This is a genomic window from Clostridium sp. FP1, assembly GCF_011065975.2.
GTDB classification, from domain to species: Bacteria; Bacillota; Clostridia; order Clostridiales; family Clostridiaceae; genus Clostridium_AD; species Clostridium_AD tagluense.
In genome coordinates, this window is record NZ_JAAMNJ020000001.1 from 3,389,730 (window position 1) to 3,411,625 (window position 21,896).

At 31.1% G+C, this 21,896-nt stretch carries 22 protein-coding genes; 6 read left to right on the top strand and 16 right to left on the bottom strand.

What is annotated here, in order from left to right:
• Positions 1–28: 28 nt before the first annotated feature.
• The 10 genes from coaBC to G9F70_RS16600 form a co-directional block, all read right to left on the bottom strand.
• Positions 29–1,219, bottom strand: a complete 1,191-nt coding sequence (gene coaBC / locus G9F70_RS16555; protein ID WP_164944235.1) for a bifunctional phosphopantothenoylcysteine decarboxylase/phosphopantothenate--cysteine ligase CoaBC — start codon at positions 1,217–1,219, stop codon at positions 29–31.
• 1 nt (position 1,220) lies between these two features.
• Entirely contained in the window at positions 1,221–1,439 is a 219-nt protein-coding gene (gene rpoZ, locus G9F70_RS16560; protein ID WP_124998968.1) for a DNA-directed RNA polymerase subunit omega, read from the bottom strand.
• Positions 1,432–2,043 (bottom strand): guanylate kinase, encoded by a 612-nt coding sequence (gene gmk / locus G9F70_RS16565; protein ID WP_164944236.1) that lies wholly within the window; start codon positions 2,041–2,043, stop codon positions 1,432–1,434. Before gmk ends, rpoZ begins: the two co-directional genes overlap by 8 nt.
• Positions 2,043–2,315 carry an extracellular matrix/biofilm regulator RemA gene (remA, locus tag G9F70_RS16570; RefSeq protein ID WP_124998964.1) on the bottom strand — a complete coding sequence of 91 codons (273 nt, stop codon included), beginning with the start codon at positions 2,313–2,315 and terminating at the stop codon, positions 2,043–2,045. Before remA ends, gmk begins: the two co-directional genes overlap by 1 nt.
• 14 nt (positions 2,316–2,329) lie before the next feature.
• Entirely contained in the window at positions 2,330–3,208 is an 879-nt protein-coding gene (locus tag G9F70_RS16575) for a YicC/YloC family endoribonuclease (RefSeq protein ID WP_164944237.1), read from the bottom strand.
• Between the two features lie 208 nt (positions 3,209–3,416).
• Entirely contained in the window at positions 3,417–4,571 is a 1,155-nt protein-coding gene (locus G9F70_RS16580) for an aminotransferase class I/II-fold pyridoxal phosphate-dependent enzyme (protein ID WP_187352967.1), read from the bottom strand.
• A 150-nt stretch (positions 4,572–4,721) separates the two neighbouring features.
• The gene (locus G9F70_RS16585) at positions 4,722–6,143 is read right to left on the bottom strand and encodes an NCS2 family permease (RefSeq protein ID WP_164944238.1); all 1,422 of its coding nucleotides are present in this window, start codon (positions 6,141–6,143) and stop codon (positions 4,722–4,724) included.
• 265 nt (positions 6,144–6,408) lie between these two features.
• Entirely contained in the window at positions 6,409–7,404 is a 996-nt protein-coding gene (locus G9F70_RS16590; RefSeq protein WP_164944239.1) for an asparaginase, read from the bottom strand.
• Between the two features lie 280 nt (positions 7,405–7,684).
• A complete protein-coding gene (locus G9F70_RS16595) occupies positions 7,685–7,885 on the bottom strand; it encodes a hypothetical protein (RefSeq protein WP_124998954.1) in 201 nt (66 codons plus the stop codon).
• A gap of 279 nt (positions 7,886–8,164) precedes the next feature.
• Positions 8,165–8,308, bottom strand: a complete 144-nt coding sequence (locus G9F70_RS16600) for a hypothetical protein (RefSeq protein ID WP_164944240.1) — start codon at positions 8,306–8,308, stop codon at positions 8,165–8,167.
• A 449-nt stretch (positions 8,309–8,757) separates the two neighbouring features.
• Between G9F70_RS16600 and G9F70_RS16605 the strand changes: the two genes are divergently transcribed.
• On the top strand, positions 8,758–8,943 hold the full coding sequence (locus G9F70_RS16605; RefSeq protein ID WP_164944241.1) for a hypothetical protein: 186 nt from the start codon (positions 8,758–8,760) through the stop codon (positions 8,941–8,943).
• Between the two features lie 124 nt (positions 8,944–9,067).
• Here the strand turns inward: G9F70_RS16605 and G9F70_RS16610 are convergent, their stop codons facing one another.
• Positions 9,068–9,559, bottom strand: a complete 492-nt coding sequence (locus tag G9F70_RS16610) for a ferritin family protein (RefSeq protein ID WP_164944242.1) — start codon at positions 9,557–9,559, stop codon at positions 9,068–9,070.
• 283 nt (positions 9,560–9,842) lie between these two features.
• On the opposite strand from G9F70_RS16610, the gene G9F70_RS16615 reads away from it, so the two are divergent.
• The 3 genes from G9F70_RS16615 to G9F70_RS16625 all read left to right on the top strand — a co-directional run bounded on the left by G9F70_RS16615 (position 9,843) and on the right by G9F70_RS16625 (position 14,416).
• Positions 9,843–12,794 (top strand): hypothetical protein, encoded by a 2,952-nt coding sequence (locus tag G9F70_RS16615; RefSeq protein WP_164944243.1) that lies wholly within the window; start codon positions 9,843–9,845, stop codon positions 12,792–12,794.
• A 248-nt stretch (positions 12,795–13,042) separates the two neighbouring features.
• Positions 13,043–13,588 (top strand): glutathione peroxidase, encoded by a 546-nt coding sequence (locus tag G9F70_RS16620; protein WP_164944244.1) that lies wholly within the window; start codon positions 13,043–13,045, stop codon positions 13,586–13,588.
• A gap of 381 nt (positions 13,589–13,969) precedes the next feature.
• Positions 13,970–14,416 (top strand): MarR family transcriptional regulator, encoded by a 447-nt coding sequence (locus G9F70_RS16625; protein WP_318011000.1) that lies wholly within the window; start codon positions 13,970–13,972, stop codon positions 14,414–14,416.
• 74 nt (positions 14,417–14,490) lie between these two features.
• Here the strand turns inward: G9F70_RS16625 and G9F70_RS16630 are convergent, their stop codons facing one another.
• Positions 14,491–14,913, bottom strand: a complete 423-nt coding sequence (locus tag G9F70_RS16630; RefSeq protein ID WP_164944245.1) for a putative ABC transporter permease — start codon at positions 14,911–14,913, stop codon at positions 14,491–14,493.
• A gap of 210 nt (positions 14,914–15,123) precedes the next feature.
• Between G9F70_RS16630 and G9F70_RS16635 the strand changes: the two genes are divergently transcribed.
• Entirely contained in the window at positions 15,124–15,888 is a 765-nt protein-coding gene (locus G9F70_RS16635) for a YkgJ family cysteine cluster protein (RefSeq protein ID WP_164944381.1), read from the top strand.
• Positions 15,889–15,979: 91 nt separating this feature from the next.
• Here G9F70_RS16635 and G9F70_RS16640 read toward each other — a convergent pair whose 3' ends face one another.
• Both G9F70_RS16640 and G9F70_RS16645 read right to left on the bottom strand, forming a co-directional pair.
• The gene (locus tag G9F70_RS16640; protein ID WP_164944246.1) at positions 15,980–17,257 is read right to left on the bottom strand and encodes an FAD-dependent oxidoreductase; all 1,278 of its coding nucleotides are present in this window, start codon (positions 17,255–17,257) and stop codon (positions 15,980–15,982) included.
• Positions 17,254–18,213, bottom strand: a complete 960-nt coding sequence (locus tag G9F70_RS16645) for a sulfide/dihydroorotate dehydrogenase-like FAD/NAD-binding protein (RefSeq protein ID WP_318011018.1) — start codon at positions 18,211–18,213, stop codon at positions 17,254–17,256. Before G9F70_RS16645 ends, G9F70_RS16640 begins: the two co-directional genes overlap by 4 nt.
• A 158-nt stretch (positions 18,214–18,371) precedes the next feature.
• On the opposite strand from G9F70_RS16645, the gene G9F70_RS16650 reads away from it, so the two are divergent.
• Positions 18,372–19,031: a phosphatase PAP2 family protein gene (locus tag G9F70_RS16650; RefSeq protein WP_164944247.1), complete on the top strand. Its 660-nt coding sequence runs from the start codon at positions 18,372–18,374 to the stop codon at positions 19,029–19,031.
• Positions 19,032–19,120: 89 nt separating this feature from the next.
• Here the strand turns inward: G9F70_RS16650 and G9F70_RS16655 are convergent, their stop codons facing one another.
• Both G9F70_RS16655 and G9F70_RS16660 read right to left on the bottom strand, forming a co-directional pair.
• Positions 19,121–21,457 (bottom strand): ATP-dependent Clp protease ATP-binding subunit, encoded by a 2,337-nt coding sequence (locus G9F70_RS16655; protein ID WP_164944248.1) that lies wholly within the window; start codon positions 21,455–21,457, stop codon positions 19,121–19,123.
• Positions 21,458–21,636: 179 nt separating this feature from the next.
• On the bottom strand, positions 21,637–21,789 hold the full coding sequence (locus tag G9F70_RS16660) for a hypothetical protein (RefSeq protein WP_164944249.1): 153 nt from the start codon (positions 21,787–21,789) through the stop codon (positions 21,637–21,639).
• Between the last annotated feature and the right edge of the window lie 107 nt (positions 21,790–21,896).

Below are 21,896 nucleotides of genomic sequence, written 5' to 3' on the forward strand. Positions count from 1 at the left end.
ATAATTTTCTATAATATAAAAAAGCGCATTAGCGCTTTTTATTTATTAAACTAAACAATTCCCTAGCGACTTGTTTTTTTGCCATTTTATCTAATGCTATTGGACTGTTATCTTTACTTAGTATAATTACTTTATTATCATCAGTTCCAAAACCAACATCTGCTTTTGATATATCATTGGCAACTATATAATCCAAATTTTTCTTCAAAAGCTTTGCTTTTGCATTTTGGAGTAAGTCATTGCTTTCAGCTGCAAATCCTACCAATATTTGCTTTTTCTTGATGATTCCTAATTCTTTCAAAATATCATTGTCACGTACAAATTCTATGTTTAATCCATTTTCGCTTTTCTTTATTTTACTACTGCTATAACATTTAGGTTTGTAGTCAGCTACAGCTGCTGCACTTATAACTATATCACTGTCTTCATAATTATTTATTACAGCTGCCCTCATCTCCTCATTAGTATTTATCCTTATGACATTTGCGCCAAAAGGTACTTTTTCATGACATGGACCAGATATTAAAGTTACAATTGCTCCTCTATCTATAGCTTCCTTTGCAATTGCATATCCCATTTTACCTGTTGATCTATTTGTTATAAATCTTACAGGATCAATAGGTGCAATTGTTGGTCCTGCTGTGACCAAAACTCTAGTTCCCAGCATATCTTTTATTGGATACAACTTACTCATTATTATTTCAACAATTTCTTCGGCCTCTGCTAATTTTCCTTGTCCTATGTCACCACAGGCCAACCTTCCTGAGGTTGGGTATATAAAATCGTACCCATAGTCCTCAAGCTTTTTAATATTATCCTGTACTATTTTATTATTATACATATTTACATTCATTGCTGGTGCAAAAATCACCGGTGCCACTGTTGCCATAATAGTAGTAGTAAGCATATCATCTGCAATCCCATTTGCAACTTTACCAATTATATTGGCAGTTGTTGGAACTACAAGGAGCAAATCAGCTTTTTTAGCAAGAGCTATATGTTGTATCTCCCAAGCTCTAGGCTCTTCAAACATATCATGAATCACCATGTTTTGACTTAGTGTTTGAAAACTTATTGGGTTTACAAATTCCAACGCCGCTTTAGTCATGATAACATGTACGCAAACATTTTCTTTTCTTAATCTACTAATAACATCTAAAGCCTTATATGCTGCTATGCCTCCTGTTACACCAATAACTACTGTTTTTGTATTTTCCATACTATTTTATTCCTTCTGTTGTTGTAATAGCCACAATAGCTCCTTCATAAATCTCATGTATAGCTATAGTAACAGGTTTAGTTGAATCCACATGTACAAGTGGACTTTGACCCTCTATTATTTGTCTTGCCCTTTTTGATGTTGCTACAACTAAAGAATATCTGTTGTCAACTCTTTCTAATAAATTTACTATTGATGGGTTAATCATTGAATTATTCATTAATAATTTCCTCCTTTAGAAAATCTCCATTCATTCTATCTACTCTACATCTTTCTGCAATTATAATGCTTTTAATTTTTAAGCAAGCAGTACTTACAGTGTCATTTACAACTGCATAATCATATTTTGATACAAAACTAATTTCTTTATGAGCTGATGTAAATCTAGTAATTAAAGATTCTGGGGTTTCACTACCCCTATTTGTAATTCTATTTTTTAATTCCTCCATAGATGGAGGAAGAATAAAAATAAATAAACCATTTGGATAAGCTGTTTTTACCTTAAGAGCACCTTGAATATCTATTTCGAGTATTACATCCCTGCCGCTATCTAATACTTTTAAAACTTCTGATTTAGGTGTTCCATAAAAATTTCCATAAACTTCTGCATATTCAAGAAAATCATCTTTCTCAATTTTTTGTAGAAATTCTTCTTTGGTTATGAAATAGTAGTTTGTGCCATCTATTTCATCCTTTCTTGGACATCTTGTGGTGGCGGACACCGAAACCCAAAAATTGTTTTTTTCAAGAATTGCCTTACATACAGTTCCTTTACCAGCACCAGAAGGTCCTGAAATAACAATGAGCTGCCCTTTACTCATCATTATTCCTCGACCTCATCTATATGTTCCTCATCTTTAACAGATAACCGGTGTGCAACAGTTTCAGGTTGAACAGCTGATAAAATAACATGATCACTATCAGTGATAATAACTGCTCTGGTTCTTCTTCCATAAGTAGCATCTATTAGCATGCCTCTATCTCTTGCTTCTTGAATTATTCTTTTAATTGGTGCTGATTCAGGGCTAACTATGGCTACCAATCTATTTGCTGAAACAATGTTCCCAAAACCTATGTTTATCAATTTTATACTCATTGCGCGCCTCCTGTTTATTCTATGTTTTGTATTTGTTCTCTGATTTTTTCTATTTCGCTTTTCATATTGATTACTGTATTTAAAATTTCTAAATCATTTGCTTTTGATGCTATTGTATTAGTTTCTCTGTTCATTTCTTGAATAATAAAGTCAAGCTTTCTTCCAATTGGTTCGTCTAAAATTAGCGTTTCCCTCATTTGCTGTATATGACTATTTAATCTTACAATTTCTTCATCAATTCCAGCTTTGTCCGCAAAAATTGCGACTTCCATGGCAACTCTATTTTCATCAAATTCAACTTCCTTATTCAGAGCATTTAGTCTTTGAGTTAGTTTGTCTTTATACTCATTAAAAACAAAGGGTGATCTTTCCTTAACCTTTTGAACAAGCCCACTTATAAAATCACATTTAGTTATAACATCCTCTAGTAATTTTTCACCTTCCCTTTCTCTCATAAAAAGAAGAGCTTCAAGGGCTTCATTTAATGATTGCTCAATGGCATCAAAGGTTTCTGAGATATCTTCTTCCTTTTGTTTAAGAGTTATTACCTCAGGTAATCTCGCTATTTGAGAGACTGATATATCGCCTTCTAGATTATATTTTTCCTTTAAAACTCGAAAGCATTCCATATAACTTTCAGCTAATTTTTCATTCAAATTAGCAAAAGCGTCGTCCTTATCATAATTGCCTTGAGTTACAAATACATCAAGTTTTCCTCTTTTTACTTTTTCACCAATTATTTTTCGGATTTTATCCTCAAAAGATACTAATGCTCTAGGCATTCTTATATTAGTTTCGAAATATCTATGATTAACACTTTTAATCTCAATGGTAAAGTTTTTACCATCTTTTTCGCAGTTCCCTCTCCCAAACCCAGTCATACTCCTAATCATAACAACGCATCCTTCCAATGTTCATTGTGAACCCTTACAATTATACATAAACTCTCACTACAATTTCAAGTTAAAATTATAAGTTGTCACTTTTATCAGGATTTTTATTAAAAAAATACTGTTTTATTGTAATTTAATGTATTTTAAAAATAGTTCACACTTATAATAAAATATTTCCTATATAATTTATATTATACCAATAATATTATTAATCACCACATTTATTTAGAGATTTTAAAGCTTCTTCAATAATAACCTTATCTTTAGTCAATGCTATACGGAAATAATCATATCCAAGTTTTCCAAAAGCATTACCAGGCGTAACCACAATTCCATTATTAATCAATAGCTCTTCACAAAACTTGTTAGTTGTATAATTGTCAGGTGTTTTGCACCACAAATAAAAAGTCCCCTCTGCATCAAAAAAATTAATGTTTTTTTGTAGTAAAACACTTTTAGCAGCTTCTCGTCTTTCATCATATATTTTTCTCATATTGTAAACATAATCTCGTTCTAAATCAAGAGCAGCAATTGCGGCCTTTTGCACCGGAATAAATTGCCCAGAATCGCAATTACTTTTCACCTTTAAAAGAGCATTTATTACTCTAGCATTACCAACAGCATATCCTATTCGATATCCTGTCATATTGTATGTTTTAGATAATGTTCCAAACTCAACACATTGCCTTTTTATATCATACTGCATAAGACTAACGGCTTTTTTATCTGCCTTAATTATCTCATTATATGCCGAATCATTGCATAAAACAATATTATTATCATAAGAAAACTTTATAATACTCTTATAAAACTCACAACTTGCTACAGCACCAGTTGGATTATTGGGATAATTTATAAACATAAGTTTACAATTAGCAATTATCTCTTCAGGGATAGTATTAAAATCTAGCATATATCCGTTTTTTGGCGTTAAAGGTACAGTATAAGGTATAGAGCCCCATAGTTTGGAACAAATCCTGTAAACAGGGTATGCAGGTTCTGGCACTATTACAGTATCTCCTATGTCACATACCGCTGGAATAATATTGCTTATTCCTTCTTTTGAGCCTATAAGAATTATTACTTCATCGGAGTCTAGACTTACAGAATAAACCTGTTTATAGTATTTAATAACGGCATTTTTAAGTTCAATTACGCCATCATAGGGTGGATAATTATTATACCTATAATCTTTTAATCCATCTATTAGAGCACTTGTGATTTTCAAATTAACTTCTAAATCTGGATCTCCAATACTCAAGTCAATAATTTTTTTACCCGTTAGAATCGCTCTATTTTTCATGTCCTCAATTTTTTTAAAATGATATTCATTAACATTTGATAGTCTATTATTTATTTTCATAATATCACCCTTTACACAATTTTTTATTATGTTATTCAAGTGGTACTAACTTTGTTACAGTACTTTATTTATAAAAAAAAAGAAGAGTATGCTTAAAACTCTTCTTAACTGTTTTATCTATTAATAAGTGGTGTATAAATATATTCTCCCTTAGGGTAATATAATAAATCTAACTATAAATAATAGTGCTAAAACATAAACTATAGGGCTTACTTCCTTCCTCTTTCCTGTTGCTACTTTTACTATTGGATAGAAAATAATTCCTGCTGCTATACCATTTGCTATACTATAGCTAAAAGGCATTATTGCTATAGTAAAGAATGCTGGAAGTGCTTCTGTAAAATCTTCAAAATCTATTTTAGTCACTGAACTCATCATAAGCACTCCAACTATTACAAGTGCTGGAGCAGTAGCCTCAGCTGGTACTATTCCTACAAGTCCACTAAAGAATAATGAACATAAAAACAACACTCCAACTGTGGCTGATGTAAGGCCTGTTCTTCCACCTTCGGCAACTCCTGCTGTAGATTCAACATAAGTTACTACAGTACTTGTTCCCATGAATGCTCCTGCCGTAGTAGCTACTGCATCTGACATCAATGCCTTTTTCATATTTTTCACTCTACCTGTTTCGTCAAGCATGTTAGCTTTTGTTGCTGTTCCTACAAGGGTTCCTATGGTATCAAACAAATCTACTAAACTAAAGGTTATTACAACCATTATTACACTCATTATTGCTGCAAATAATCCTTTACCGGAACCTGCTCCTAAAAGACCTGCAAAGTCAAATTGCATAAATGTAGGTGCAAGAGATGGTGGTGCGCTAAATACTTGAATTCCTGAGAGTTTAGTAATTCCAAACGGAATTCCTACTATTGCGCTTATGACGATTCCAAATAGGATAGATCCCTTTACTTTTCTAGCCATAAGTATTGCCGTAACAGTTATGCCTATTAATGTTACTATTGCACTTGGATTTGTAAAGTTACCAAATGTTACTAGAGTTTCTTTACTTCCTACGATGATACCACCACTTTTAAAACCTATAAGTGCTATAAACAGACCAATACCACCTGAAATAGCGAGTTTTAAATTTTGTGGCAGCGCATCCACTATTTTTTCTCTTATTGAAGTAAGCGTTATTATTATAAATAAAATTCCAGATATAAGAACCGCCGATAAGGCTTGTTGCCATGTATATCCCAGTGTTAAACATACACTATATGTAAAGAATGCATTGAGTCCCATTCCTGGTGCCTGTGCAAAGGGCAAATTAGCATAGAATGCCATTACAAAAGTACCTACTGCTGCTGCAAGACATGTAGCAGCAAAAACTGATGCTACAATTGGGTCATTTAGAGCATTAAATGCTGCTGCCCCATCTCCCTTTAGCCCTGGTAGATTCATTCCAGCAAATTTGAGAATGTTAGGGTTTACAAATATAATATACGCCATGGTAATGAATGTAGTTATACCAGCGAGTATTTCTGTTTTAACTGATGTATTATTTTCTCTTAGTTTAAAAAGTTTTTCAAATATAGAATCTTTGGCCTTGTTTTTTATTGATTTCATATTTATCCCCTATTCTGTATTTTATTATATCTTGGGTAATGATTACAATTTTATCTTTCGTTTATAAACGAACTCCTTCCGTTTTAAATTAGCTACATAAGTTAAAAAATGTGGTTAAAACAACGAAGCTAATATATTTACAATACAAAAATAAAACCACTAAGGTTCGTGAACCCTTAGTGTATATTTACTTTTATACAAACATAATACCAAAAACAGACTTGTACGTCAATACCATCACGAATATTTAATTTTGAAATGTATTTTATATTCGGCTTTTATATCTTCCTCTTTCAAACATAGATTCAATTTCTTCTAAATTTGTGGTGCTAGCAAGTGCAAGCATAAGTTTAATTCTAGCCTTTTGCCCCGGAAGGCTATCTCCAAAAATCACACCAGCATTTCTAAGCTCTTTGCCACCACCGGGATACCCATAAGAATCTAATACTCTTCCTTTGAAGCATCTAGATACCATAACTACTGCCACACCCTTTTCTATAGCTACTTTTACTCCTTCTGCCATTTCAGGTGGGATGTTTCCTCTTCCCATGGCTTCAATAACAAGTCCTCTTGCACCCTGCGCCACACAAAAGTCAATTAATTTCGAATCCATCCCAGCACAAGCTTTTATTAAATCTACTCTAGTTTCTATTTTTTCTGTTAGTATATGTTCTTTTTTTAAACTATCTCTGTAGAATATTACCTCATTATTGTCGATAATCCCTATAGGCCCAAATTCAGGGCTCTGAAAAGTATTTAGATGCATTGAATGTGATTTAGTGACTTCCCCTGCACAATTAAGTTCATCATTTAAACACACGAGTACTCCCCTATTTCGTGCCTCTTCTGAAATTGCAGTACAAATAGAAGCTGATAAATTTGCTGGCCCATCATACCCAAGTTCCGAACTATTCCTCATTGAACCTGTAACAATTACCGGCTTTGGATTATCTATAGTTAGGTGCAATAGATAGGCTGTTTCCTCAAGTGAATCCGTACCATGTGTCACTACAACCCCACATATATCGTCTCTAAGCAGGAAAGTTTGTATATATTTAGACAATTCCATCATAAGTTCTGGTGTCATATGAGGCCCCGGTAAGCTCGAAAACGTATATGATTCTATTTGTGCATAATTTTCAATTCCCGTAACCATAGACATTATTTCTTCTCCACTTAGAGTTGGAATTGCAGCCTTTATTCTTGGATCAACCGTCATAGCTATTGTCCCGCCATTAAATATAACCGCAACTTTTTTCATTTGAAATTCCTCCTAAAATTTAGTCTTAAAATTAAATAATGTATTTTATTGTTTGTCAATAATAGAGATAATTTTTCTAAGACAAACAAACTCTATTTTACAATATATTAATAATAATTACATCTCTTATATTAAAATTTTGTGCCTGATAATAAAAGAAAATAAGATATGCTATTTGTTACAAGCATATCTTATTTCCATTATAATGATTAATTATTGCTAATATGTGCCATTTAATATAAAATAGGCATTCACGAATATGACAGTATAAATATACAAACTATTTACTTTTTAAATATTCAAATAAATTCCTTTCTATTTCATCTGCAGCATTATCATCTAAGGTTATATACTCCCTACGTCCATCTAACGCTTTAACTTCAACCCTCCCTATTTCTTGGCCATTAACTTTATCAATATCACGTTCAAACTTCATTATCTTATACCCTTGATTTATAAAATACTCTGTTTTATTTTCCATGGGTTCTCGCTCCCTTTCTAATTGCAGATGTGTACTTTAAATCATCATCTAAAATGTCGTTAAAATTTAAAATTAAATATAACTCTAATCCTAAAAATTTATTTCAATTTCTTCTTTCCTTCTTCTGGTCCTTTTGTTTATCGCTAGAATCTGTTCTTTTAGTCCCAATATTAACTTCTTGCCTATTAGCCTCACTTTTTTTACCCTTTTGCATATTATTACCTCTCCTCTAAATGATTTTTTTCGCAACATAGTTTTTTTTAAAATTCATTTGAGCATTTACTCAAGAGTTTCTCCATTGAAATTTTCATACAAAGGTGGTGATTTTTTATCTCCTTTACTTTTTTTAGGTTTACTAATATTGTCACGTTTAACATTAATATTACTATTTTTACTACCTCCAACATGTTGATGATCAGGCATCTTTAAAACTCCTTTCAAATTAATTTAGGTTCTATTTTCAAACCACATCTAAAATTTTTACCTTAATAACCTCATTTGCTACTAAATACATTACATGTACTTTATTATTTTCTCTCATTGTAAGAATAATTATACCTAGAAAGCAGATTTAAAATTCATTTTAGCATGGACTTATAAAAATCTTTATCTATTTATTTTGTAAACAATGAAAAACCTAGTAACAATTTCTTTGAATCTCCATAGTATATATTAAAGTAACTTTAATTATAGGATTTTTAATATTATTACCACTTATTTGTTTATTTCTATCCCCCCAATAAAAAACCACCGCTCTATTAAATAGATTGGTGGTTTTATCATTATTATTGAAATATTTATTTATATATGGAATATTAATTTGACTGTAGATAATATATATATATAAGCAAGTAATTGATGAGGTGTATTAAATGGATGATGACTTAAAAAAAATAATCCATGACGAAATTAATGAACCGCTTAATAACATTGTTGATGTTTTCACTCCAAAGCCTAAAAAAACAGATTACAAACTAATGGTCCTTTGGTTTCTAGTTGGCTTTTTAGCTATATTATTACTTTACTATGGTTATGAAATGATCTTTATTTATTTTTAGTGTATTTTCACTCTATTATATGATTTAATAAAACAATTTTATAATTTCTTATAAAAAAATAAGGTATCTATGATTATAACATAGATACCTTATTTCCATAATTAAATCATCTTCTAAAATATAGTTAAAATGGTGCATAACCCTGCTCTGACCACCATTCTTCTTTTAGCTCTTCATACTGCAATGAAAATTTATCCAAATGAATTTTTTCCCATTTAATTAAAATATTAAATAGTTCCTTTGCCTCTTTAATTCCCGTCTCTTTAGCAGCCTTTGCATAGTATTCTATTGATGCTTTTTCCATTTGTATTCCAATGCCAAAAGCAGATACTGCAATGCCAGCATCCTTTCTATCAAGGTTCTCCCATTTAAAAATTGCTGGAGAAGCTGGTTCTGGAATTAATGCCAATTGAAAATCCACCACATTATCATCTTTAACCTTATTAAATAAATCTTTTAACCAAACTACATGTTGCATCTCTTCCTGCGCAAGTTCAAAAAAAGCGTTTTTCACCTCAGCGGAATTAGCCTTATTCGCCGCCATATTATAAAATTCATACCCTTCTATCTCGTTTATAATAGCTTGTTTTACAATCATAAGTTCTTGATTATTCACTAATATCTCCTCCTAAATATACTATTAAATTATCATTTTTGATGTTATATTATCAAATAAATATTAGTTATTTATTAATAATTAATATTTATTTATTATATTAGCATATTTTGAAAACTAATACAACAATTATGTTTTTTCACTTTAACGTAGGCAAACTATTATGCGCCTTTTAATAAATATAGATAAAATTAAATTTTCCCAATCTTGTTATAAAATTTTAACAATTGTGTTAAAATAATTGAGAACGTAAAAGAAAGTATATTAGGGGGTATTACAAGAGATGAGAAAACTATTGAAAAAAGCATTTATTTTATTGTCATTTTGTATTTTATTATTATCTGCACATACTTCATATGCATTTGAACCAAATAATGATCAAGTAGTTAGTGCAAATAAAGTCTGGAATATTCAATTTAATAAAGAGCTTAAATATGATGATGCAACACAGAAATCTATTACCGTAATAGATAGTGTTGGGAAATTAATAAATACAAAATTAGAACTAGGAAAAGATATGAAATCTATTTTAATTAAACCGCCAGTAAAAGGATATGTACTAGGAGAATCATATACCTTGAAAATTGCTGCAGACATTTATTCAAAAGACGATATGAAACTTTCCAAGCCGATTCAGCTGAATTTTAAAACCAATAATAACCTACTTGTAGAAAACAATGAAAACCTTAAGGTTATTTTTAATGATAATTGTATTAACCTTTTAGATAGTGGTTGGAGTAGAAATTCTGAAAATACACAAAGCAACTTTATAGGCGATACTAGTGATTATAATAACTATTATACTCATGTTCCATATGAACAATATTTGTTTTATAATAACTCTCAAAATTCAATTTCAAAAATAAGTAAAGATGTAGAAATAGGAGCTGGGCCTTTTAATATAGAATTCGATGCTAAAATCACTGATTTGCAAACTCCAAGTAAAAATGCAAACTGGAGAGGCTTTGCAATAGATATAATTGCTAATAATAAAAGGTACCGCTTAAGCTTTAATAGCAAAGACTCAGATAACAAAATAAAAATAAACTTAATGAATAAAGCATCAGGAGATGGTTCTTTTCAAACCGTTGATGCATATTTACCAAAGGATAATAATATTCATAGATGGTCTATCAAAAATAATGGAAATAACAATATTTCCATATTATTAGATGGAACTAAAATAGCGAGCTTCAATGACCCACAATTAGCAAGTACTGGTCTTTCTGATATGGTTGTTTTATATAATGATATGACTGATGCACTTACTGGTATAAATCAAATATATATTGAAAATTTTGCTATAACGAAATCCCTATCAATAAAAGATTGTACTGTAACAGCTGATGAAAATAATCAAACTGTAAATGCTTCCATAGCTATGACTATTGAAGATGAAAAGCTTATAAGGGAAAAACATTATGTAGTTAAATGTGCCTTATACAAAAATGATAAAATTGTAGCAGAAAATACAAAGACACTAGACAATAAAAACATCAGTTTTGCCCTTAATAATATAACCCAATCTGGCGAAATGAAGCTTGTACTTACAGTTATTGCAGTCGACAAGAAAATTGAGGAAATATCAAAAATTATTACCCTTAATGTTAAGACAATTAACTTAGAGCCAGGCCAAACTATAAGTTCCCAGCCAGGAAAAGTATACTTATATAATAAAATAGATAAAATGCTGGCAAACGATCAAAATGACGCTCCGCACTCAGGGTGGGGACTAGAGACTTACAAAGATTATGACTCGAATGAAAATGGAACAATACTTGAAAATGTAGAAAATGCTCTTCCAATAAATATGCCCGTAAAACTAAGTGGCTGGTTTAGGGTTTATGTTGGATATGTTACAGGTACGGAAAGCTTTAAAATAAGTCAAACAGATGGCTCTTCCACGCTTCAAATAAAAGGTGATATTTCTCTTGAATCTAAAGAGTTATACGGTGATCAGTTTATTAATGAGGAATCTACAATAATATCAAATTTTAATAGTAGCTCAATTAAAATTTCTCCAAACCCATCTCAAAGAGCAAGGATTGCTTATATTAAATTAGTGGGTTTAACTAAGGAACAGATCTCAATATATGAAAAACAATCGGATAATAAAAAAACAGCTCTATATGATTTTGATGGATATTCTGGTTTTTTTGATGGGTCATACCCTGATATTGAAACTCTTAAAAGTAAAACGGTAGATATTTTTACTGGAAAAAATGTTGGAGAATTAAATTGGTGTTTAGGAACTACTGGCATGTTAAATTATAATAGTAAATATGCTGGCAACGCTTTTGAAGGTCTAGAAATATATGATGACCAACTTAGAGATGGTGATAAATTAGCAAAAAATCAAATATTAAACATCTTAAGTTCTGGTAAATCCCCTTTAGAAATCATTGCTGATAGAGGCAAGGAAAAAGGAATGAAGGTTAATGCTTCACTTAGAATGGATACATTTTATAGTCCATTAATTTACGGATTTTTAAATGGTGCTATGTATAATAAATATTATAATTTTACTCAACCTGGAAGCTTTTACTTAGACTATTACTATCCAGAAGTCAGAGCTTATATAAAAAATGTACTAATGGAAGCAGCATCTTTTAATAATGTTGGAGGCATAACATTAGATTTTTGTAGGTATCCTACACTCTTCGGTGAAAATCGTTCAAATGAGGAAAAGATACGTATTATGAATGATTTTTTACGAGATTTAAGAAAAGACCTACCAAAAGACAAGACCATTAACATAAGAATACCTTATAATGACCCCATTAAGTATGGTTATGATATTAATACTTGGATTAAAGAAGGTTTGCTTGATAGATTAATACCCTCAAGCATTAGTCGCGAGGAATATTTCAACATTAAACCTTATGTAGACATGGTTAAAAACACCAATGTACAATTATATATTGGTATTTCTGCAGATGTTAGTGGGCATGATATAACAAAACAAGAAGAAGAATTAGTAAAACAAGGTCTATATGTAAATAATAAAGTTTATTTAGATATCCAACAGTATTTGCTACGAGCTTATGAAGTATATAAAGCTGGTGCTGATGGAGTATTTTTATTCAACTCAAGTTCTAGCCTTCTTGTGGATAACAATGCGCCAATTGAATCAACCTTCCTAGGTGATAAAACATTAATTCAAAAGTGGCGTGAATTTGATTATGTATCAGGCTTTATGATAAATAAAATTAATGTTCAAAAGCCCACCTTTTAAGTACAATATAAGGATTTATTTTCAATAATATACGGATTATTATAAGCATGCCTTATGATAATCCGTATATTTTTTTATACAAAACTTAAATCTCTTATTTCACAAAAGAAGTCCTTGACAGTTTATGATTAACATGATATATTAAATTCATAAAACAGTTGCATGCAATTTAGTTTTACATGTTTAAATTGATGCAAATTAATATATTGCTATATAAGAAAAAGCATATAAAGGAGGATTATTAAATTATGAATATTTATGACTTTAAATTTAAAACTATCGATGGAGAGGATGCAGCCTTAGATAAATTCAAAGGCAAAGTATTATTAATTGTAAATACTGCAAGTAAATGTGGTTTTACACCTCAATATAAAGATTTACAAAAACTATATGAGAAATATAATGCTAAAGGCTTTGAGATACTAGGTTTTCCCTCTAACCAGTTTGCAGACCAAGAACCTTCAAATAATGATGAGGTAAAAAACTTTTGCGAAATTAATTTTGGAGTAACTTTCCCACTTTCTGAAAAAGTTGAAGTTAGAGGTAATGATGCACACCCAATATTTAAGTATTTGACACAGCAAGTAGCCTTTGGAGGCTTTGATATGAATAACCCAAGCGGTAAAATGTTACATGCATTTTTGCAAGAAAAATTTCCTGAATTTTTATTAGGTGATTCAGTTAAATGGAATTTCACTAAATTTTTGATAGACAAAAGTGGTAATGTTATAGAAAGATTTGAATCTCCTATAGAACCAATGGAAATTGAAGAGAACATTAAAAAGCTTCTATAAAATTCCATTAAATTTATCCATCTCATTAATTTTACTAGTGTGGACGTAAAACATATTTTCAAGCTATAATATATGTTTTATGTTCATACCTTTTTTTATTTTAACTACATTTCAGAAGGAAAGTCTCCCACTTCTATAAGTGGGGGTCACATACTACAACAAACAGAAAACTTCAGCGGGGGGGTAACAATTGAGAATTGTTACCTACTCCAGAGGACTACAAAGGGGTAAATCTCCTTCTGAAGTCGTTAATATTGCAGCATCGCAGATGATGATTTAATGACATTTCTAAAGGAAATCCGCCCACTTCTATAAGTGCATGTCATTAATATTACAGCGTCGAAGATGATGATTTAATAAACCATAAAGGAAGTGATTAAAGTGAACTATGAACCACTTAAATTAGATAACCAATTATGCTTTGCTCTATATGCTTGTTCCCGTGAAATAACAAAATTGTATAAGCCCGCCCTAGATAAACTCGGTATAACCTATACTCAATATATTTCTCTTTTAGTATTATGGGAGAAAGATAATATAACAGTAAAAGAGATGGGAAAAAAATTACATCTTGATTCTGGCACCTTGACTCCACTATTAAAAAAATTGGAGTGTATGGAGCTAGTAAATAGAACTCGGGATACCGTAGATGAAAGAAAAGTATTTGTTAAGTTAACTGAAAAGGGCATTGAATTAAAAGAAATGGCCATTGAAATACCAACTAAAATTCTTTGCTCTACAGGACTTACCCTTCAAAGTGCAGAACTTTTGAAGGAAAATATCACTTCACTATTGCTCAGTTTAACTCCTAGCTATAATAGCAAATAAAAAATATACGGTGTGTTTAATGTATTTATTACATTGAACCCACCGTATATTTTTTTGTATTTATAACTTCCTTCTCATTTAGAATTATAGTTGATACTGCTTTCAATGCATATTATAGCATCATGGATTTTTTCAAAGATAATCCCAACCACAATCCATACTGGTGCATAAGCCAATGTAATTATTCCACCTATTGATAATGTTTTATTTTCATAGTTCCAAGGGCACACACCTAAAACCGATTTAAGCAGCAGTCCGCAAACTAATTCTACTGCAAATATAAGAACCATGTATATACCTCCCCGAGCTATAAGCGGAAGATGTTTTATCCTATAATGCACCGGTTCAAGAAATACGGCAAGCCCATATATAGGAAACATCCAAATACAGGTAGTGCCCCTAAGTAAAACATCACCCCTAAGCATTGCGCCAAAAGCATTCCATAAAACCTCTGCGCAGAGACCTAAAAGTCCGTATATAATAAATCTTTTCCACATAAATCTATTGTTTGTATTCCCTTATAAAATATACTGCTAACTTTATTTATTAGTTTAAAAATAAAAATATATTTTTACATTTGCAGTATATGATACTATAATAAATTTACCACTACTTTTAGAATCAACATATCTATTGTAATATAATGAGAAAACACAAATCATATATAGGTATTTATTCAAACGTAATTAAACAAGGGGCGGATTAAAATGAAATTTAATGCTAGTGTATCAATAATTCCCAAAGATCAATTATGTATATGCGGAAGTGGATTGAATTTTTCTGATTGTTGTATGAAAAAAAATCATACTTATGAAGCAATATTGTTACCTGATGCTGGAAGACAAATCATTTATGATCAAACTGAAATTATCACTGCAGTACAAAAAATAAATAGATTTATTGAATCTAGAATTGATTCAATAATTTCTGGATTATCTCCAGAGGAGGCCTCTAGGAAACTCAGACGCCTTTACGAAAAACTTGATAATGCATTAAAGCCTATAGAGAAAGTTACTTCTTGCAAGCAGGGCTGTAACCATTGCTGTTTTTTACCAATATTATCAAGTCAACTTGAAAATGAATTAATAAAAGTTTACATGAGTGAGCATTATTCTAAAGATATGATGGCTGAATTTAATTATAAAATCAACCAAAACAGAGAAATTTTATCACGCCTTGTTCATACTAACGGTAGATTTATAGATGAAAATTATAAATTATATGCAAACGCTAATATTCCTTGTGCCTTTTTAGATAGCAATAGCAATTGTACAATCTATTCTGTAAGGCCTTTTATATGCAGAAAATATTTAGTTTTTAATGAGCCAACCCTTTGCGAAAACACTTTAAATAAAACTGATCAGTATTATTCGACTTACCTAACTAAAGTAAAAGATTCCATAATAAAACTTAACAAACTAACCTATGGTGAGGGTTTTCAATACAAGCATATATTATCTTGGTTTGTTTAGGCTTAATAATTTTAAAATACCTAGCAATTATAAAGGTTTAGAAAAGTGAAAAGGTCCGCTCCACCTTAAGCTGACCTTTCCAAATCTTTCTCTATATAAGTTTTTCACTAAATATATTAGTTAAATTTAATTTTTCTACTTTTCCCTTTATCTTATCTATATCCAAAGTATAAAGTCCCATTTCCACCATTCTATTAAAATACTCCGCTCCTGCAAAAGTATATCTGTTTGTTCTTCCTTCTTTAGAATTTATTTTTTCATTTGCATAGGCAATTATATCTCCAACGGCTAGGGACCTTGGTAATATCAAAAGAGGCATGCCTAAATAGTTTCTTATTGCATTGTGTCCAGCTAAAGCACCAGTTATAATGGCTTCTGTATGACCTACAAATAATCCAGCCTTCTCACCTGCACAAAACAAATTATCGAGGCCTACAACCTTCATACTGTTTGTTCTTGGAGCTACGGATAGATACCTTATGGAGTTTCCCTTTCCCCCTGCATATGGATCTATATATTTTGCGTTTTCAAGTCCTTTAATTTTTCTTAACTTTTCCAATGGATAATACGAAGTCATAAGCTTTGCATGACCTGTATCTAAAAGAATTATATTTTCTGCAAACTCTTTAAGTGCATACTGCTGACATACCTTTAGTTTAAGTTTATCCAAATTAATATCTTCTTCTGGAACCTTTAAAATAACTAATCCTGTTTCATCCAGTTGTTTAATAACATCCTCTGCTAAAGAATCTTTGGCTAGTTTGCAAGAACCACTAATAGCTCCATATACATCTTCTTCTCTTTCACCCTTTAGGTCTTCAATTCCTGCTCTGTAGCTTATGCTTACCCTTGGCCCAAAAGCTGGACATCTTAAAATGCACATCGAGCATCCATTTCCATATTTTAAACAGTTACCCATTGGCCCTGTGGAACCTGTAGTTTCTATAAATACATCAGCCTGCACATATTCTCCATCTGATAAATATATGCCTTTTATTCTATTGCCTTCTTTTTCAACATCCACTACTCTTGTTATCATGTTTATTTCTATATCCATAGCTTTTAAATATTTTAGAACTGCTGGCTCAATCTTGTTTACATCGTAAAGCCAGGCATGTTTATGTCCAGGAAAGTCGATATTTTTATGTCTACTATTTCCATCAGTCAAATGTATTAAATCTCCTGCTCCTAGCGCTATCATTTCTTCTGATGCGGTATACCTTCCATTATTTCTCATTATACCACCTACATTACCAAGTCCTAAAAGCATATCTGTTTTTTCGTATAATACAACTGTAGCACCCGCTTTCTTTGCTGCAATTGCCGCACTACAACCAGACCACCCACCACCAATTACAATAACCTTCAAAATATTCTCCTCCCCTCTAATACGTATTTAGGTTCTGTCTGCATTTTGCAGAGCCTTCTTAGTTTACGGTCATTATTTTTTCTTGTACAGCAGCCACATATGCCTTCTCCACAGCACATCTTTGCATTATTACAACATGAATATTTAATATTTTTGTCTATATCTTCTATGACCTTCATCAATTCATAATTTAAAACATCTGCTGCATCACAATGCACTAATTTGATATCATTATTATTAATTAAATCCTTCAATATATTATTAAATTCCTCTGTGATCTTTCCATGGCATATAGTACTTACAAGTATAACTTTTGAAGCATACTTTTCCATGTATTCATTAACAAAGCTATTTTTATAGGGGGCATTGTCAATTATAACTGTAATTTCATTATTATTTCCATGCAAATGTTTAAGCGGAGGTATCATAGGGGCCTGACCTATACCTCTTGCTACAATTAAACATTTACTATTTTTAATAGTATTTATGTTTTTCACACCTAAAATACCATTCCAAAATGGTGCTTTTACTAGCATCTCTTCTCCTTCTTTTAATATATCTAAGTCCTTGGTTTTTGTTCCTTTTAATTCTATAGCAATAGTTATAGTATTATTTCTCGTATCTGTATCCATTATTGATATCGGAGTATCAAACCTTGCATCTGTATCTGGACGGCGAGCAAAAACATAACTCCCTGCATGAACCAATTCACTTACCAATTTATCACTTACTTCAAGAGTAAATATAACAACATTATCTTCAAATTTATTTTTCTCTACTATTTTGCAATGATAATATTTCCTGCTTTCTTTAGCTTTGTAATTGTTTGAAGCATAGTCTTGATATATGCATACTCCATTCCAATTACAACAATCACAGAAATTTTTACCTGCTAGCTGAGAACATAATATACAGTCTCCTGTTTCTGCCAGACGGCAAGGACATGCTCGAAACACCAAACTGCGATGATCTCTTGTGCATTTTATACTCTCTTTTCCACATATTTTTTTATTTTTTTATGATAATGACACAATATCGATAAAAAATTTCACGAAAATCATTGAAAACATTGTGATTTTCCGTTAAAATAGTCTTTGAAGAGAGGACTGATTACTTGAAAAAACTTTTTAAAAATTTATTACCACTGTTACTTATTGGTTCTATCCCTTTTTCTAATTTGTTTTATTGGACGCTAAATAATACCCAAAGAGGGGTCTATGACCTAACTACTGATTTAGATAGATTTTTACCACTTATAAAAGTCTTCATAATACCTTATATGACCTTATGGTTTTTCTTAGCCTTTTGTTTTGTTTATTTGTGCTTTAAAAACAGAAAAGTTTATTATAAAATTATGCTTACCTTAATCTTATGTTATGTTGTTGCTTTTATAACTTTTTATTTTTTCCAAACCACTGTAGCAAGGCCTATTGTCACTGGAGAGGATATATTCTCAAAATTAATCTTATTTACTTATAACTCTGATATGCCGTATAATTGCTTTCCAAGCATACACGTAATTACTACATACCTAGCAGTTAAAGGGATTAATCTTACAAACGCTAATAAATGCATTAAAATTCCAGTTAATGTGGTAGGATTTCTTATTATAATATCTACTCAATTTATTAAACAACACGTGATAATGGATATATTTTTCGCAATTTTTTTATGTGAAGTATTTTTCACAGGGATTACTTATATAGAGGAATATTACAAAATCTACAATTCCAAAAAAGCTTATAATTTATTAGAAAAAGATATTGAACAATAACGTGTAAAAGCTGCTGAATAATTTTCAGCAGCTTTTACACGTTACTCCGTACATTAACATAATTTAACTATACAAAAGGCTTATTATTACTATAGTCTTATAACAATTTTACCTTCTTTTAATTCTAGGAATATATTTGACCCTTCACTAAATTCATTTTGGAGATACTGCTCTGCAATCTCATCCTCAATGTATTTTTGAATAGTTCGTCTCAGTGGTCTTGCTCCATATTTGTCATCGTATCCTTTTTCTAATACAAAGTCCTTTACCGCGTCTGTTATGTCCACTGTAATTTTCTTTTCTTTTACCTCTTCCACAACTTCCATAATCATTAAATCTACTATTTTGCGAAGTTCTTCTTTTTTAAGAGGAGTAAATACAATAGTTTCATCTACTCTATTTAAAAATTCCGGTCTAAAGGTTTCTTTTAAAGCATCCTTCACATGAGCTTCTAAAATATCATAATTATCCTGAACAAACCCCATACTACCGGCTTTAAACTGAGTACCTGCATTAGATGTCATTATTATTACAGTGTTATCAAAGAAAACAGTTCTTCCCTGACTATCTGTTAATCTTCCATCCTCAAGAATTTGTAATAGCATATTAAATACATCCGGATGAGCTTTCTCAATTTCATCTAAAAGAATCACGCTGTAAGGCTTTCTTCTGACTTTTTCAGTTAATTGGCCAGCTTGATCATAGCCTACATACCCTGGTGGTGCACCAATCAACTTTGAAACAGTATGTTTTTCCATGTATTCAGACATATCTATACGAATTAATGCATCCTCGCTTCCAAAGAGTTCCGAGGCTAGTGCTTTAACTAGCTCTGTTTTTCCAACCCCAGTTGGTCCAACAAAAATAAAAGAGGAAGGCTTTTTCTTCTTTCTAAATCCTGAACGATTCCGCCTAATTGCTCTAGATAAACTAGTAATCGCCTCATTTTGGCCTATAACTCGTTTATGTAGTCTGTTTTCTAAGTCCAATAGCTTTTTGGCTTCTTTTTCTGTAATCTTTTGAATTGGAATTCTAGTCCATGATTCAATTACAAAAGCAATATCCTCCTGCGTAATTTTCACCTCACTGCATTTTTTCTTAATTTCAACAATATTCTCTTTTATTTTACATAGTTTCATCCTATATTCTGCAGCTTTTTCAAAGTTTCCAGTAGCTTCTGCATCATCCTTTTCATTTTGTATTTTTTCTGACTGCTGCTTTAATCCTGAAAGTTCAATAAGTCCAATATTTTTTAAATTAGCCCTAGAACCAGCTTCATCAATGACATCTATAGCTTTATCTGGAAGAAACCTGTCAGTTATATATCTTTCAGATAAGTTTACAACTTCTTCAATAATTTCATCAGATATTTTAACTTTATGATATTCTTCATAATAGCCTCTTATTCCCTTTAAAATTTCTATTGTCTCTTCTATGCTTGGTTCTTCAACTAGGACTGGCTGAAATCTTCTCTCAAGAGCTGCGTCTTTCTCTATATATTTTCTATATTCCTCGAGAGTAGTAACTCCAATAACTTGTATTTCACCTTTGGCTAAAGCTGGTTTTAAAATATTTGCTGCATTCATTGACCCACCCTGAACCTCACCAGCGCCCATAATATTGTGCACCTCGTCAATAACCAATATTATATTTCCACTTTCCTTAGCTTCTTCAATAATTGACTTCATCCGACTTTCAAATTGTCCTCTAAATTGTGTACCTGCAACAACAGCAGTGAGGTCAAGCAGATAAACTTCGGCATTAAACAATTTCTCCGGAACTTGTTTTTCTGAAATTCTCACAGCTAAACCCTCTGCAATAGCTGTCTTACCAACACCTGCTTCCCCAATTAATATGGGATTGTTTTTAGTTCTTCTATTTAAAATCTGAACTACGCGATCAATTTCTTTATTCCTCCCAACAACCTTGTCTACACCCTTTTGATTTGCTTTGTTTGTTAGGTTTATCCCATATGTCTCTAAGTGCTTTCGCTTCTTTTTAAAGGGATTCTTTTTCGACTTATCTTCTGGTGCATTCACAATCTTTGGTGAAGTTTCAATTTCCTCATCTATGAAATCTTTATTTTCATCTTTAGGTGAAAATAAGCCATTGAAAATATTACCAATGAGTTTTTTACCGTCACCATTCTCATTGTTCATATCTTCAACCTTCACATCTTCTAAATTCATATCTTCTAAATTCATATCTTCTAAATTCATATCTTTAAAGATATTACCCATTTGCTGATTTAAGTTTTGAATATCCTCTGAAGATATCCCAGCTTGCTGCATCAATTGATCCATAACTGGAACTCCCCTCTTTTTAGCACATTCTATACATAAAGCTACAGTTTCAGTTTTTCCGCTTTCAATTTTTGATGTTAATATCATTGCTATATTTTTTTTACATACATCACATAACTTCATATAAATCATCTCCATATTTCATCTTGTATTAATATTATAATAGTATATCATTCTTTAATAGAATTTGTTTAGTATATTCAGGATTGTTTGTTTTTTATTAATAAATAACACTACTCATTAGTATTTAACTCTCTCTTTTCTATTTATTCTACGCTTTTAATCATATTACCTCTTAAATACTAGTGTTGGGTTAAATTTTCTATTAATTCGTTTATTTCTTGTAATGAAAGCTCAGGCGTTAATATTTTTAAAGCAGTCCTTGTATATAGTCCATTCAAAAGTTCTGTTTCACTCTTATTTAATTCTAAAAGAATAGTAGAGTTAACCTTCATTTATATTCCCCCAAATACACTGTTATATTATAGTATGCAGTTTTATAAGCAATGTTACAAAGGTATATATAGCTAAATATATTTACTTATATAGATAACATAAGCAT

Excerpts from the sequence above, each read along its gene's own strand:
- coaBC (WP_164944235.1), bottom strand. The coding sequence starts at position 1,219 with ATGGAAAATACAAAAACAGTAGTTATTGGTGTAACAGGAGGCATAGCA.
- rpoZ (WP_124998968.1), bottom strand. The coding sequence starts at position 1,439 with ATGAATAATTCAATGATTAACCCATCAATAGTAAATTTATTAGAAAGA.
- gmk (WP_164944236.1), bottom strand. The coding sequence starts at position 2,043 with ATGATGAGTAAAGGGCAGCTCATTGTTATTTCAGGACCTTCTGGTGCT.
- remA (WP_124998964.1), bottom strand. The coding sequence starts at position 2,315 with ATGAGTATAAAATTGATAAACATAGGTTTTGGGAACATTGTTTCAGCA.
- G9F70_RS16575 (WP_164944237.1), bottom strand. The coding sequence starts at position 3,208 with ATGATTAGGAGTATGACTGGGTTTGGGAGAGGGAACTGCGAAAAAGAT.
- G9F70_RS16580 (WP_187352967.1), bottom strand. The coding sequence starts at position 4,571 with ATGAAAATAAATAATAGACTATCAAATGTTAATGAATATCATTTTAAA.
- G9F70_RS16585 (WP_164944238.1), bottom strand. The coding sequence starts at position 6,143 with ATGAAATCAATAAAAAACAAGGCCAAAGATTCTATATTTGAAAAACTT.
- G9F70_RS16590 (WP_164944239.1), bottom strand. The coding sequence starts at position 7,404 with ATGAAAAAAGTTGCGGTTATATTTAATGGCGGGACAATAGCTATGACG.
- G9F70_RS16595 (WP_124998954.1), bottom strand. The coding sequence starts at position 7,885 with ATGGAAAATAAAACAGAGTATTTTATAAATCAAGGGTATAAGATAATG.
- G9F70_RS16600 (WP_164944240.1), bottom strand. The coding sequence starts at position 8,308 with ATGCCTGATCATCAACATGTTGGAGGTAGTAAAAATAGTAATATTAAT.
- G9F70_RS16605 (WP_164944241.1), top strand. The coding sequence starts at position 8,758 with ATGGATGATGACTTAAAAAAAATAATCCATGACGAAATTAATGAACCG.
- G9F70_RS16615 (WP_164944243.1), top strand. The coding sequence starts at position 9,843 with ATGAGAAAACTATTGAAAAAAGCATTTATTTTATTGTCATTTTGTATT.
- G9F70_RS16620 (WP_164944244.1), top strand. The coding sequence starts at position 13,043 with ATGAATATTTATGACTTTAAATTTAAAACTATCGATGGAGAGGATGCA.
- G9F70_RS16630 (WP_164944245.1), bottom strand. The coding sequence starts at position 14,913 with ATGTGGAAAAGATTTATTATATACGGACTTTTAGGTCTCTGCGCAGAG.
- G9F70_RS16635 (WP_164944381.1), top strand. The coding sequence starts at position 15,124 with ATGAAATTTAATGCTAGTGTATCAATAATTCCCAAAGATCAATTATGT.
- G9F70_RS16655 (WP_164944248.1), bottom strand. The coding sequence starts at position 21,457 with ATGAAGTTATGTGATGTATGTAAAAAAAATATAGCAATGATATTAACA.
- G9F70_RS16660 (WP_164944249.1), bottom strand. The coding sequence starts at position 21,789 with ATGAAGGTTAACTCTACTATTCTTTTAGAATTAAATAAGAGTGAAACA.